9 protein-coding genes are annotated in these 13,349 nt (G+C 45.6%); 5 read left to right on the top strand and 4 right to left on the bottom strand.

The window, feature by feature from the left end; all coding sequences use genetic code 11:
* Positions 1–126: 126 nt before the first annotated feature.
* Together Nant_RS17975 and ovoA are read right to left on the bottom strand one after the other, a co-directional pair.
* Positions 127–330: a hypothetical protein gene (locus Nant_RS17975; protein WP_054343004.1), complete on the bottom strand. Its 204-nt coding sequence runs from the start codon at positions 328–330 to the stop codon at positions 127–129.
* Between the two features lie 447 nt (positions 331–777).
* Entirely contained in the window at positions 778–2,901 is a 2,124-nt protein-coding gene (gene ovoA / locus Nant_RS17980; RefSeq protein ID WP_082400405.1) for a 5-histidylcysteine sulfoxide synthase, read from the bottom strand.
* 1,075 nt (positions 2,902–3,976) lie between these two features.
* Here ovoA and Nant_RS17990 point away from each other — a divergent pair.
* On the top strand, positions 3,977–4,957 hold the full coding sequence (locus Nant_RS17990; RefSeq protein ID WP_054343006.1) for a hypothetical protein: 981 nt from the start codon (positions 3,977–3,979) through the stop codon (positions 4,955–4,957).
* 82 nt (positions 4,958–5,039) lie between these two features.
* Here Nant_RS17990 and Nant_RS17995 read toward each other — a convergent pair whose 3' ends face one another.
* Positions 5,040–6,161: an extracellular solute-binding protein gene (locus tag Nant_RS17995; protein WP_054343007.1), complete on the bottom strand. Its 1,122-nt coding sequence runs from the start codon at positions 6,159–6,161 to the stop codon at positions 5,040–5,042.
* 110 nt (positions 6,162–6,271) lie between these two features.
* Complete coding sequence (locus Nant_RS18000; RefSeq protein WP_054343008.1) at positions 6,272–7,615, bottom strand: glutamine synthetase family protein; 1,344 nt, start codon at positions 7,613–7,615, stop codon at positions 6,272–6,274.
* Between the two features lie 329 nt (positions 7,616–7,944).
* Between Nant_RS18000 and Nant_RS18005 the strand changes: the two genes are divergently transcribed.
* The 4 genes from Nant_RS18005 to Nant_RS18020 all read left to right on the top strand — a co-directional run bounded on the left by Nant_RS18005 (position 7,945) and on the right by Nant_RS18020 (position 13,244).
* Positions 7,945–9,264: an NAD(P)/FAD-dependent oxidoreductase gene (locus Nant_RS18005; RefSeq protein WP_054343009.1), complete on the top strand. Its 1,320-nt coding sequence runs from the start codon at positions 7,945–7,947 to the stop codon at positions 9,262–9,264.
* Positions 9,265–9,307: 43 nt separating this feature from the next.
* Positions 9,308–9,997 carry a TetR/AcrR family transcriptional regulator gene (locus Nant_RS18010; protein WP_238377187.1) on the top strand — a complete coding sequence of 230 codons (690 nt, stop codon included), beginning with the start codon at positions 9,308–9,310 and terminating at the stop codon, positions 9,995–9,997.
* Positions 9,998–10,371: 374 nt separating this feature from the next.
* A complete protein-coding gene (gene aptA, locus Nant_RS18015; protein ID WP_054343010.1) occupies positions 10,372–11,718 on the top strand; it encodes an omega-aminotransferase AptA in 1,347 nt (448 codons plus the stop codon).
* A gap of 35 nt (positions 11,719–11,753) precedes the next feature.
* On the top strand, positions 11,754–13,244 hold the full coding sequence (locus Nant_RS18020) for a CoA-acylating methylmalonate-semialdehyde dehydrogenase (RefSeq protein WP_054343011.1): 1,491 nt from the start codon (positions 11,754–11,756) through the stop codon (positions 13,242–13,244).
* Positions 13,245–13,349 lie beyond the last annotated feature (105 nt).

Here is a 13,349-nt window from a genome sequence, read left to right on the forward strand (position 1 = left end):
CGGTTGCTTTAGAAACGAGAAAAGGATGCGAGAAAGACGGGAACATAGCTGGCAGTGAATTTAGGGCACAAAAAAAGCGGTAGCTTTTCAGCTCCGCTTTTTATAATCGTTCGGGATGAGCCGCTATTAGCTAAGACGCAGCAGGTTTGGCTTGCTTACTAATCGATTTACCATAGTAGTCAGACGGTTCATCCACAGGTTTTTGCGAACCAGACGGGCTTCACGCTTGTTTAACTGTGTGTATTCAGCACTTAAGCGTAAGAAATAAGCTTTCTCAGATTCATGATGAGCGGGTTGGTGATTTATTCTGAATTCATTGAGTGTGGTCATTAGAGTTCCATATAAGTCTGTATAAGACTGTAAAAAATTAACCACCAGCACTGCATGGCTGGAACGGTTTAATATGTAAGTAGAAGTGCATTCTAGTGCTTTTACTGCACTGCAACAAATGATGTTTTTTAATCATATAGATGAAAAAAGCTCATCATTGGTGCGAAAATAATTTACTAACGGCGTTTGTGCACCAATATAGAACAATTTGTGTTTGTAATTCGGAGGCTAGCAAGCAATTTCAGGAGGGTTCCCAGAGGCGACGAAAAAACTTAATTTACTGTCGGGGGGACTTGATCACTTGTATGTTGGTTGAATCCTACAACAGCAAAGGCTCTCTGATTTAGGGCTTTTCATTGTAATCATCTGCTAAATAAACTCCCCTTATGAAGGTTAGTCATAAGGGGATATCGATTATGCCTTTAACGGCAGATCATTAGAACCCGATCAGTCTTTCAGCTTCCAGAGGCTCATCTGTGCCACGCTGTGCTGGAATTTACGGGCAGTTTCGCGGATTACGAATGGCACGTCGAGTGCTTCGATAAACTCAAAGCGCTGGCTCAGTGTTTCTTTCAGGCCGTCAAGTGTGCTGAAGTTTTCACCGTTGACTTTAACCCCGCCCAGCCAGTTACTTTTGTCGGTGTAATCTTCCAGCCAGGTGTAGGGTGACGTGAGTACCAGATAGCTGCCACTGTTCATACGGCTATGTACCTCGTTGAGGAAGCGTTTAGGATCATGTAGACGGTCTATCAGGTTACCGCAGAAGATCAGGTCATACCCGCTGAATTGTGGTTTGAGGTTGTGGGCATCTCCCTGTGCGAAATGGATACGCTCTTTACCTTCTTTGGTGTAGCCAAGCTGCTCAAGACTGGTTTCCTTAAATGCTACCAGCTCACCCTCAGTCGGGATTGAAAAGCGGCTCTGGCCGGTTTCCTGCAGTTGATGGCCGTGCTGGATGAAGCGCGCGGAGAAATCGATAGCATCGACATGGCTGAAGGTTTTTGCCAGCTCAAATGAGGCGCGGCCGACAGAACAGCCCAGATCCAGCGCTTTATCGGTGTTGATAGCCGGAAGTTTAGCCAGCAGGGTTTCTATGCAGGCCACTGGATAGTTGGCGACACCAAAGTAGCTGTCGCCGTAATGGAATTCCAGATACTGGACTACTAAGTCGTCGGTTTCGTAAGTATTAACGGGTTCCACAGGGACCTCTTTAGTTGTTGCTTCTATGTAACGAAAACCGGCATGTTGGAAAAAATGACGCCGGAACGCATAGCGCGAGAATTTAAGCGCCTCGTTACCGGTCGAGATCCACGAGCCGCCTGTAAATATGTTGTGCTTGCCATCGAATGTCGGAGCTGAAAAATCATCATAGAGTGGGTGTACTTCAAAGCCGGGATAGCCGTCGATCGGGCTTTCGGTCCACTGCCAGACATTACCGGTTATATCGTAGAAACCGTTGGTTTCAAAGTGATCGACAGGGCAGGAGGAGGCAAAATACTCCAGATTCAGGTTGCCCGGCGCTTCGTCCCAGTAGGGTTGATCGGTGTCGATCATATTGCGTAGCTGCATCCACTCGGCTTCGGTCGGCAGGCGAATAAAGCGACCGGTTTGCTCGGCTTTCCAGTGACAGAATGCGTTTGCTTCGAGGTAGTTGACCTCTACCGGCCAGTTCAGCGGGAGTTCTATTTCATCGAGAAGATTACGCTGGAAGTACTTGCCATTACGTTTTACCCAGAAATGCGGAATACTTGCCTTCGTGTAGTTCAGCCAGCTCGCGCCTTCTTCGCTCCATAACCTCAGTTGCTGATAACCGCCGGCTTCAACGAACGCCAGGAATTCCTCATTTGAAACCAGATATTGAGAGGCATGAAAGCTATCCACTTCAACCGTTTTTGAGCCGTATTCATTATCCCAGCCGTAGGTATCTGCATTATCACCCCGACCAAGAGTAACGCAGCCGCCAGCCACCGGTAGCAGTGTATTCTTTGGTGCTGCAGCGCTGATACGGCATGGCTCCCACAAGGGGTGTGGTTTGAGGTAGTCAAGCGACAGCATCCGTATGATCACGGAAGAGGTTTCAAGGTGAATCCGCTCATGTTCGATTCCCATCAGGATCACCCATGCGGGCTGGTCCTGCGTGATCGGTAGTGTTAGCGGCATGCTACTGATCACTTCATCTACAATCCCGCGAACTTTATGGCGGTATGCGCGGGTGGTTTGCACGCTCGGCCAGTCGTAGTTTGCCTGGTTAAGATCATCCCACGACATCTCATCTACGCCAATGGCGAACATAGATTCCAGTGAGCGGTTGAGTCGTTCGTCGATATATTTGCCCAGCACCAATTTGTTAACGAAAAAAGTAGCGGTGTGACCGAAGTAGAATATCAGCGGATGACGCAGGGGTTCCGGGCGGATAAAATAAGCCTCGTCCGAGGTGATCGGTTCAAACAGGGCTTCATACAAACTATAAGTCTGGTGAAAATACTGACGAAGCTCCTCGCGTTTCGCGTCTACGGCGTCGCCGTTTAATAAAGGCGTTTTGGATACCCGCACAATCATGTTTTCTTTCATTTTATACTTGATCTCTTTGAAACTGCCAGGCATGCACATTGGCTTCTAAATCATCTTCATAATACTTTGCCTGCTTGGTTATTTCGGTACTGCAAATAGGGCAAGCATCGTCGTAATTCGAGGTCTCATTTTTGCATAGTTTACATACGTGTTTGCGCGGTAATTAGATCTCAGCTAATAATAAAATGTACGGCCAGACAGTCATATAGACACTAATAGCTGTTCGCTATTAAGCATGATTTTCGCTTGCTCATGCTATGACTACTTATACTAGGTATTATCAGGGACGAAGGTTATAGCGTAAATGCGTCTGGATATCGCAAAACAGGCCGATAGATGCGGAAAAGAGCTAAAAATAGACGAAATATAGACTGATTGTTAACTTGGTGCATGTTTGATGATTAATATCTTATACACGTAAACTCAATTTCAGCGTGAGCATCATATCTAAACGGAACTCTATCAGTAGTCGTTATTTTAGTTACTTCTAACAGTTTGTTTTTAGACTTGCAGTGTGCGTTTGCTTCTTTAATGAGTTCATATTTTGCGACGGACTGTGTCGTATTAAATCCTATGTTAGAGTTCGACATCATAAAATAATTGTCGCTGAGTTGAGTCACGCTAGGTGAATGTGTACAAGCTGTTAAAAATAAGAAGAATCCAGAAATACTTAGGGTTTTAATATGAATTTTAGTGGATCTTCTATTTTTAATTCTTGAAATTTTATCAAGTGTATTATTTTTCATCATGTTAATTGTCAACGCTATATCAGAAATACAGTGAATGAAAACTTTAGAATAATGACACATGTCTTTTAAATACCGAATAACTTAACAATCCTCCTTTAATAAGTAGGCATCAAGTTTAAAAAAACCAAAAAACAGCTTAATAAAATTTAATGTTTAATAACTATTTGATTTTTTATGGGTATTTTAAACATGGTTTATCTATTAAATGAGATTTTGTTGTCGCTAGGTCAGCCCTTGGATAAACCATGAATTCTGGCGATGAATATCTTGATGCTATTTGCTAAGATCAGCGATGATGTATTGCTTCGTTATCATGGATTGTTCGTATGACTCAGTGTCCTGCACGGCTAAAAATTTGTATCGTTATCATGGTTTTTTTGTTGGCGGGCTGTGCCCGCTTAACCTTTGATAAAAATGTGCCAGGCGAGGCGTTCGTTGCTTCAGGGTCTGGTGATCTTGCGCGTTATATGCCGATTATTGTCAGCGAGCGACCAACTCATTCTTATAATCGTATTGGCCAGCCAGAGGTTGCTGAAAAAGACGGCAAGGTTCGGCTTAGGATTAATCCTGATGTGGGGGTTGTTTATACTGACACGCGTTCCTTTGATACCGCTAACGGACAATATACAAATCTTATATACCGGATTCATTTTGAGAAAGTGCCTTTCAGCTTGCTGCCTTTTAATTTGACCGCTGGCCAGAATGTCGGGTTATTGTTGGTGGTTACATTCAATAATCAGCAGGAACCGGTGCTCATTAGTACGCTTCATACCTGTGGTTGTTATCTGGCGATAGTGCCGACGAACTATTTGCCAGAAAAGGCATACCCTGAACGCTGGAATATAGAGTCGCAAGCTGTATATGGCGCTACTTTACCGGGTTTGCTTTCATTTTCAGGTGTTGCTGATGAGACATTAGTAATTTACTTACACGATGGAACGCATCGTGTAATCCATCTGGAGATAGAGTCGCTTGCAAAGCTGGCTTCTCAATACGCGGTAAAGCCGGTGGTTTTGAAGCCGGTTAGTGCGCTGGATGAATTAATGTTACCTGAAAGCGGGCGGCAGGTTTCGATGTTTGAATCATCGGGTGCACGTCAAGGGTATGTGCGTGATGTGTCGAAACCGTTTGAGTTTTTGTTGGTGAGTTGGTGGGCTTTGGATAGGTATGTGGGTATTGATAAGCGTTATGGCACACCGGAGCAGTCTGTGCCGCGCTTTTATACCAGCATTAAACCGTGGGCCAGAGATGCCTCTGATATGCGTGATTTTCCAAGGTTTTTGAATTATTGGGGCTGGCGTTTATAACACTCGTAAAGCAGTTTTAAGGCTGCCTACGAGTGTATTAGTTGGTGATTTTAATGTGTACCAAAAGCTTCTTTGATTTAACTTAACGACCTGTTTTCAGGTCTGACCAGAAGCGGGTTAATAATCTCTCGATTTTTACTCCGCGGACATTTCCCGGATAAAAGCGTTTTTTAACTTCCGCTGAAGGGTAAATTCCGGGATTGTTGGAGATATCCTGATCCTGCAGAGCGGTAGCGGCCATGTTCGGGTTGGCATAGGCAACATAGTTGGTAATGTCAGCGATAACATCGGGCCGTAGCAGAAAGTTGATAAAGGTATGAGCATTCTTGACATTATCAGCACTGGCAGGAATAGCCAGCATATCAAACCAGATCTGTGTACCTTCTTTGGGAATGCTATAAACAATAGCTACGCCGTTATCCGCTTCTGCGGCACGATCCTGTGCCTGAATGATATCTCCGGACCAACCAATGGCCACACAGATATCGCCATTGGCGAGAGCGTTTATATACTGCGAAGAGTGAAATTGTCTAACATAAGGGCGTACGCTTTTGAGCAAGGTAGATGCGGCGCTTGTTGATGCGTAATCGGCTGTTTTTTTGCTGTTAGGATCTAACTTAAGATAGTTTAAGGCGAGTGGGTAGAGTTCGTCAGGAGAGTCCAGAAACATCACGCCGCACTTTTCCAGTTTTTTCATATTTTCTGGCTTGAATACTAAATCCCAACTATCAACAGGTGCATCTTCGCCGAGTGCTTTTTTGACCATCGCAGGGTTATAGCCTAGCCCGGTGGTGCCCCATAGATAAGGTATGCCGTAGTGATTGCCCGGGTCTACTTTCTCTAAATAGGTGAGGAGTTCGGGGTCGAGGTGCTTGCTGTTAGGTAGCTGCGCTTTATCGAGTGGTTGGAAAACACCTGCCAGTATCTGGCGTCCCATAAATGAAGAGGTAGGTACTACCAAATCATATCCTGAACTTCCCGCCAGCATTTTAGCTTCGAGTACCTCGTTACTATCGAAAACATCGGCTATCACTTTAATGCCGGTCTCTTTTTCGAAGCGTTCGATAGTGTCTTCGGCGATATAGTCTGACCAGTTAAAGAATTTTAATACTTCGTCCGCCTGCGCGGCGGGTGCTGTGACAGCTAAGCCAAAAATCAGGGCTGAAATAGTCTGTTTCAAACGCGAGGGTAAAGTGCTTTTCATGGTGTTTTCCTCTCATCGTTACTTGGTTTAGATTTTAATTATTGTGTTTATACGACGCCGCTCTCATTAGTCTTTTTCAGAGTAATGAGCATGGCGGCTGTTAGGATTGCTTACACATTCAATAGGAGAAATTCACGTTCCCAAGAGCTGATGACTTTGTGAAATGTCTCGAACTCGGCCCGTTTGACACCTATATAGGCATCAACAAAGCGAGAACCCATGATCTCTCTTATTTCAGGACAGCTTTCTAGCAAACGTAAACCTTCTTCTAGTGAGCGTGCCAGCTCAATGGTGTCGCCCTCTTCTGCGGCAGCATCGTAGGTGGGGTGAGTGGGTCGTAATTTTTCCTTGAGGCCCAGATATCCACAGGCCAGACTGGCCGCTATGGCAAGATAGGGATTGGAATCCGCCCCGGGGAAACGATTTTCGATACGCGTGGCTTCTGGCTCCGCTATGGGTACACGTAGCCCGGTGGTGCGATTGTCGATTCCCCATTTCATGTTGACGGGTGCGGACGTGTCCGGTGTGAAGCGGCGGTAAGAATTAACATTAGGGGCAAAAAAACTGATCGCATTGGGTGTGTATTTCTGCAGCCCGCCCAGATAGTTATAAAACGAATCGCTGTAATTACCGTCTTCTTTAATAAATATATTCTTACCGGTTTTTACATCAACCAAACTTTGATGGATATGCATAGAGCTGCCGGGTTCATGTTGCATCGGCTTGGCCATGAAGGTTGCATAGATACCGTGCTTCAGTGCGGTTTCACGCAGTGTTCGCTTGAAAATAAATACCTGATCGGCCAGTTCTAGTGGGTTGCCGTGGAGAAAGTTGATCTCCATTTGGGCTGCGCCGGACTCATGAATAAGTGTGTCGACATCCAGCCCCTGTGCTTCGCAATAGCTATAAAGCGTGTCAATGATAGGGTTGAACTCGTTAACAGCATCAATACTGTATGACTGTCGAGCAGTTTCGCGACGACCGGACCGGCCCGTCGCGGGTTTGAGTTCGTAATCAGGGTCGATGTTTTTCTGAATCAGATAGAACTCAACTTCTGGCGCAATAACCGGTTGCAGTCCCTCTTTTTCATAGAGGGCCAGTACTTTGCGAAGCACCGTTCGGGAAGATAGCGGGTGTAATCCGCCTTCGGTGTCATAACAGTCATTGATGACCTGCGCGGTAGGCTCGTCGGCCCAGGGAACAATTCGCAGTGTATTCGGGTCGGGGACCAGAATCATATCCCGGTCACTCGCAGCCACGATATCGTAATGGTTATCTGCCCAATCACCGGTGACAGTTTGTACCAACAGGGTCTCAGGTATACGCCCTCCTTTTTCAGCGAGAAACTTTTTCGTGGGATAAAATTTACCACGCGGATTACCTGTCATATCGGGCAGGGTTGATTCTACTTCTGTTATGAAGTTTTCTTTGAGAAACCTTTCTACGGCTTCCATAAATCACCTTTAATTGGTTGTGTCTTATTTTTTTTATCCTGTCTTGTGGCAGGGGGCCATATCAACAAGATGTTTATTATATCAGATGTGTCTAATGTTTTTATAAGCCGAATTATTATTCGGTTTTAAGAGTATTTTAATGATTCTTATAAATCAACAAAATATTAACTATTCATGAAAATTTAATAGGAAAATGGCGCTTGTCAGTCATCTATATTAGAAGTATTATTCGGTTTTATATGTATTTTTTATACATTTACGAATGATGATTAATGCATGAAAATAGTGAGAATGACGATTGCTGTAAGAATAAAAAAGGAGTCATTTCAATGAGTTTGGCTGGATATGAATCATCTTATTATACTGACTCGGCAAACAGAAAAGACGATTCGCCAGAATTGCTTAGCGGGTTCGGTCGTGAGTTTAGGGGAGAGCTTAAAGGAGAAGTCAGTACTGATGTCTGTATTATCGGTGCCGGTTATACCGGACTTTCGGCTGCGCTGCATCTGGCGGAAAAAGGTTATACGGTGACTCTGCTGGAAGCCGAGCGCGTAGGCTGGGGTGCCTCGGGACGTAACGGGGGTCAGGTCTGTCCGGGGCATAATATGGGGCATGAAGCGCTTAAGGCAAAAGTAGGTGATGTGGCGGCTAAGGCATTATGGGATATGTCGATTGAGTCAGTTTATTTAGTTAAACAGTTGATTAAACAACATGATATTCAATGTGATCTTAAGCAAGGGATATTACATGTGGCGGCGAAGCCCGCGCATGTCAGCGCGATACGCCGATCAGTTGAACATAAACAGCGGATTCTTGGGTATGACGCCATTCACTATCTGCCCAAAGACGAAGTGCAGGCGATGCTGGGCACTGATCATTTTTATGCCGGAGAGTATTGGACACAAGGTGCGCATCTTCATCCACTCAATTATGCGCTTGGGCTGGCGGATGCGGCGGTGCGTGCCGGTGTGATTATCCATGAAAACAGCCGTGTGACCGATTACCACGGGGGTGCTGATGCAACCGTTAATACTGCTCATGGTAGGGTTAAAGCACGTTATATTTTATTGGCCTGTAATGGTTATCTGGGTGATCTTGAACCACGGGTTGCCGCTAAGATCATGCCGATTAACAACTTTATATTAGCAACTGAACCCTTAAGTGATGAGTTATGTCGTAAGATTAATCGGGATGATGTGGCGGTTGCTGATTCAAAGTTTGTGATTAATTACTTTAAATTATCAGCGGATAATCGTTTGTTATGGGGTGGTGGTGAAAACTACACTACTCACTTTCCAAAGGATATTGGCAGTTTTGTGCGAAAGTACATGCTTGAGGTCTATCCTGAATTGGCGGATGTGAAGGTCGATTATGGCTGGGGTGGAACGCTGGCGATTACGCTTAACCGTATGCCCTATTTTGATCGTATTGAAGAAAATTTGTTTGTAGCGCAAGGATATTCGGGTCATGGCGTCGCGTTAGCAACGCTGGGAGGTAAACTGATGGCCGAAGCCGTGAGTGGAACTGCAGAGAAGTTTGATCTGTTTGCTAAAGTACCGACGCCAGACTTTCCCGGAGGTACATTGTTACGCTGGCCTGGGTTAGTGGCGGGTATGCTGTATTATTCATTACGTGATAAATTTTTCTGATGGTGTATTAGTGCTGCTTCATCATGATAATAAACGAGATGCTATGCCACATAATATCAAACATCTGAAGACCATGGACGATTCAGTTACTGTTCAAAAAAAAGGAAAAGTACAGGATTTATCGCCACGCAATGCGCCGGTGCAGGGTCGCTCTAAGCTGCGTTCAAAACAGATCATCGACGTTACCGGCGAATTACTGGAGCGGGTTGGGTTTGATGATCTGAATACGATTCTCATCGCTAAAGAAGTGGGCATTTCTATTGGGTCTTTATATCACTACTTTCCTAATAAACATGCGATTCTTTATGCCATGGCGCTACGCTGGCTGGAAGGCATAGAAACGGTGCTAAATGAGATTGACCAATGGCCCGTCGAATCACTAAGCGTTGATGAGTTGGTGGATCGGATGCTGGCTATTAACCTCAAAGTATATAAAAAGCAGAAGGCAATCTTAACGCTGGTCCAGGCGATGTTTTCTGTACCTGCGCTGAGGGAGTTGGATAATCAGCATGATGACCTGGTTATTTCCAGAATGGCTGTGCTCTTCAAACGTATGGGCATTCAACGCCACCTGAAAGAGCGTGAACGTCTTGCCAGGATCTATCTGGAAATGACTCACAGTATTTTTCTGGTCGTTGTTAACCAGAAAGGAGATCGGGCAAAACGCACCCTCGCCGATCTACGTATGATGGTCTGTACTCTGTTACATCATCATCTGGCATCCAAAGCTTGATATTCTGTCATTATCCCGGCTGTTACCTGATTATTTAAAACCGCCAAACGGCACTGTGATATCGTCGTTAGCTAGCAGCCTATCGGATTTATGCTGATCTTCCCGGTAACTCTCCTGCGTTGTTCTACCTCTCGCTGTGGCCGGTTAAGCCAAACACACGATGGGGCTGTTGGTTCTGCTTGCGGGTTAAGGTAGTCGCTGGTTAATAGTTAAGTGAATACTTAAGATAAGTTAAAAATATTTGTATTTAATAACTTAACAGTCTGGTCATAATGAATTCTACTGTATTCAATAAATCAGACAGAACCTATTGCAATAGAATCTATTTCGGCAAAGCTGATATCGACTTTATATAATCTATGAGGTGGCGAGTAATGAATAAGAAGAACGACGATCCGGCCCTTTGTGGTTTATCTCAGGAGCAGCTTGATGCTCACTGGATGCCATTTACCGGCAACCGAGACTTTAAGAAAGACCCACGTCTGATAGTGTCTGCTGAAGGTAACTATTACACCGATGCGCGTGGCCGTAAGATTTTTGATGGTCTGTCGGGCCTTTGGACCTGTGGTGCCGGACATAGCCGCCCTGAAATTATTGAGGCCGTTAGCCGTCAGGTTAAAGAGCTGGATTATTCGCCTGGGTTCCAATTCGGTCACCCGAAATCTTTCGAATTGGCTCATCGTATCACTCAGTTAATGCCTGCCGGACTCAATCGCGTCTTCTTTACCGGTTCCGGATCAGAATCTGTTGAAACAGCATTGAAGATTGCCCGTGCATTTTGGCGTAAAAAAGGCATGGCCAATAAAACACGTTTTATCGGCCGTGCTAAGGGTTATCACGGCGTGAACTGGGGTGGAATCAGCGTGGGTGGCATAGGTGCCAATCGTGCTATTTATGGCCAGGGTATTGATGCTGTTCACTTGCCACATACCATGATTCCAGAAAATCTTTTTACTCAAGGCATGCCTGAACAAGGTGCCCATCTGGCAGATGAACTGGAAAATTTGTTGGCGATACACGATGCATCCAATATTGCTGCCGTTATTGTTGAGCCGATGGCCGGTTCCGCCGGTGTGATTCCGCCACCCGTAGGTTATCTGAAACGCTTGCGTGAAATTTGTGATAAACACAATATTCTGCTGATTTTTGACGAAGTGATCACCGGCTTTGGGCGTATGGGCTCCAATACCGGCGCAGAAGAATTTGGTGTAACACCTGATATGATGACAGTGGCTAAACAGCTGACTAACGGTGTTATTCCGATGGGTGCTGTGGTTGCTAAGCAAGAAATCTATGATACGTTCATGGAAGCAGGTGGTGCAGACTATCTGGTGGAACTGCCGCATGGTTACACCTATTCTGCTCATCCTGTGGCGTGTGCTGCGGGTCTTGCCTCGTTGGATATTTTGGCGCAAGACAAGCTGGTTGAGAGAGTCAAAACTATGGCTCCTCAGTTTCAGGAGATGTTACATAGCCTGAAAGGTACTCAATACATCTCTGATATCCGTAATTACGGATTAGCGGGTGCGCTGACGATTGAATCTGCGCCGGGCGAGCCGGCATTGCGTCCTTATCAGATTGCGATGAAGTGTTGGGAAAAAGGCTTTTATGTACGTTACGGTGGCGACACTATTCAGCTGGGCTTACCGTTTACTGTTGAGCATTCAGAGATCGATAACGTGATTAATGCCGTAGGTGAATCGATTAACGAGCTAGCCTAAGGCTTTTCAAAATAATAATAGTGTGAGGATATACGATGATTACGGTAGGCCATTTAATTAACGGTGAGAACAGAGCCGACGCTGCAAGAACACAAGATGTCTTTAATCCGGCAACAGGTTTGGCAACTAAACAGGTTGCTCTGGCATCCAAAGAAACCGTAGAAGAAGCGATTGCTGCTGCACAAGCTGCTTTTCCAGCATGGCGTAATACGCCGGTGGGTAAGCGAGCGGCTGTGATGTTCCGTTTTAAAGCATTGCTGGAACAAAATTCCGACAAAATTTGCCAGATGATCGGCGAAGAACACGGAAAAATAAGCCACGATGCCGCAGGTGAATTACAGCGTGGTATTGAGAATGTTGAGTATGCTTGTGGTGTTGCCGAGCTATTAAAGGGTGAGCATAGCAAAAATGTTGGTCCTAACATTGATTCATGGAGTGAGTTTCAGCCATTAGGTGTGGTAACGGGTATTACACCGTTTAACTTTCCTGCGATGGTACCGCTATGGATGTACCCGATGGCGATTGCCTGCGGTAATACCTTTGTATTGAAGCCTTCTGAACGCGATCCAACGGCGACTCTGTTCATTGCTCAGTTGCTGCTAGAAGCGGGTTTGCCCGCCGGTGTTATGAACGTGGTTAACGGCGATAAAGAGGCCGTTGATGTATTGCTGACTGATGTGCGTGTTAAAGCGGTGAGTTTTGTTGGTTCAACCGCTATTGCTGAATACATCTACACCACGGCTAACGCTAATGGTAAACGGTGTCAGGCATTAGGTGGCGCTAAAAACCACGCGATTGTTATGCCCGATGCGGATATGGATAATGCTGTCAATCAGTTGCTAGGTGCTGCCTTTGGCTCTTCTGGTGAGCGGTGTATGGCGTTATCAGTAGCCGTCGCCGTAGGTGATGATGCCGCTGATGCGCTGGTGGCTAAAATGAGTGCAGCGATGCAGTCATTGAAAGTCGGTGTAGCCACCGAGAGCAGTAATGATTTTGGTCCTGTGATTACCCGCCAGCATCAGCAGAAAGTGGTCGGTTATATCGATAGTGCTGAAGCGGATGGTTGTAAGATTGTGGTTGATGGACGTCATCCTCAAATAGCCGGCTATGAAGAAGGCTTTTTTGTAGGCGCTACACTGATTGATGGCGTAACAGCGTCGATGGTGAGCTACAAGGAAGAGATCTTTGGCCCTGTATTACAGGTCGTCCGGGTTAATACCATGGATGAAGCGATGCAGCTGATCAATGATCATGAATACGGTAACGGTACCTGTATCTTTACACGTGACGGTGAAGCCGCGCGCTATTTCTCTGACAATATTCAGGTAGGCATGGTGGGTATTAACGTACCACTGCCTGTGCCTGTGTCGTACCACAGTTTTGGTGGTTGGAAGCGTTCACTGTTTGGTGATCTGCATGCTTATGGCCCTGATGCGGTACGTTTTTACACAAAACGTAAAACCATCACTCAGCGCTGGCCTTCAAGCGGTGTGCGTGAAGGCGTTTCGTTCGCTTTTCCTAGCTAAATGTTAAATGAGGAGTGACTGCTTATTATTAAGTGCCGGCTCCTCTGATCTACTGGTTTGCATGTCCTATCTTTTTGGCAGGTTTCTGATTCAGATTCCTGCCAT

The organism is Neptunomonas antarctica (genome assembly GCF_001305295.1).
GTDB classification, from domain to species: domain Bacteria; phylum Pseudomonadota; class Gammaproteobacteria; order Pseudomonadales; family Balneatricaceae; genus Neptunomonas; species Neptunomonas antarctica.

Bases quoted from the DNA above. Each gene is read 5' to 3' on its own strand.
- Nant_RS18010 (WP_238377187.1), top strand. From the start codon at position 9,308: ATGCCACATAATATCAAACATCTGAAGACCATGGACGATTCAGTTACT.
- Nant_RS18020 (WP_054343011.1), top strand. From the start codon at position 11,754: ATGATTACGGTAGGCCATTTAATTAACGGTGAGAACAGAGCCGACGCT.
- Nant_RS18000 (WP_054343008.1), bottom strand. From the start codon at position 7,615: ATGGAAGCCGTAGAAAGGTTTCTCAAAGAAAACTTCATAACAGAAGTA.
- aptA (WP_054343010.1), top strand. From the start codon at position 10,372: ATGAATAAGAAGAACGACGATCCGGCCCTTTGTGGTTTATCTCAGGAG.
- Nant_RS17990 (WP_054343006.1), top strand. From the start codon at position 3,977: ATGACTCAGTGTCCTGCACGGCTAAAAATTTGTATCGTTATCATGGTT.
- Nant_RS17995 (WP_054343007.1), bottom strand. From the start codon at position 6,161: ATGAAAAGCACTTTACCCTCGCGTTTGAAACAGACTATTTCAGCCCTG.
- ovoA (WP_082400405.1), bottom strand. From the start codon at position 2,901: ATGAAAGAAAACATGATTGTGCGGGTATCCAAAACGCCTTTATTAAAC.
- Nant_RS18005 (WP_054343009.1), top strand. From the start codon at position 7,945: ATGAGTTTGGCTGGATATGAATCATCTTATTATACTGACTCGGCAAAC.
- Nant_RS17975 (WP_054343004.1), bottom strand. From the start codon at position 330: ATGACCACACTCAATGAATTCAGAATAAATCACCAACCCGCTCATCAT.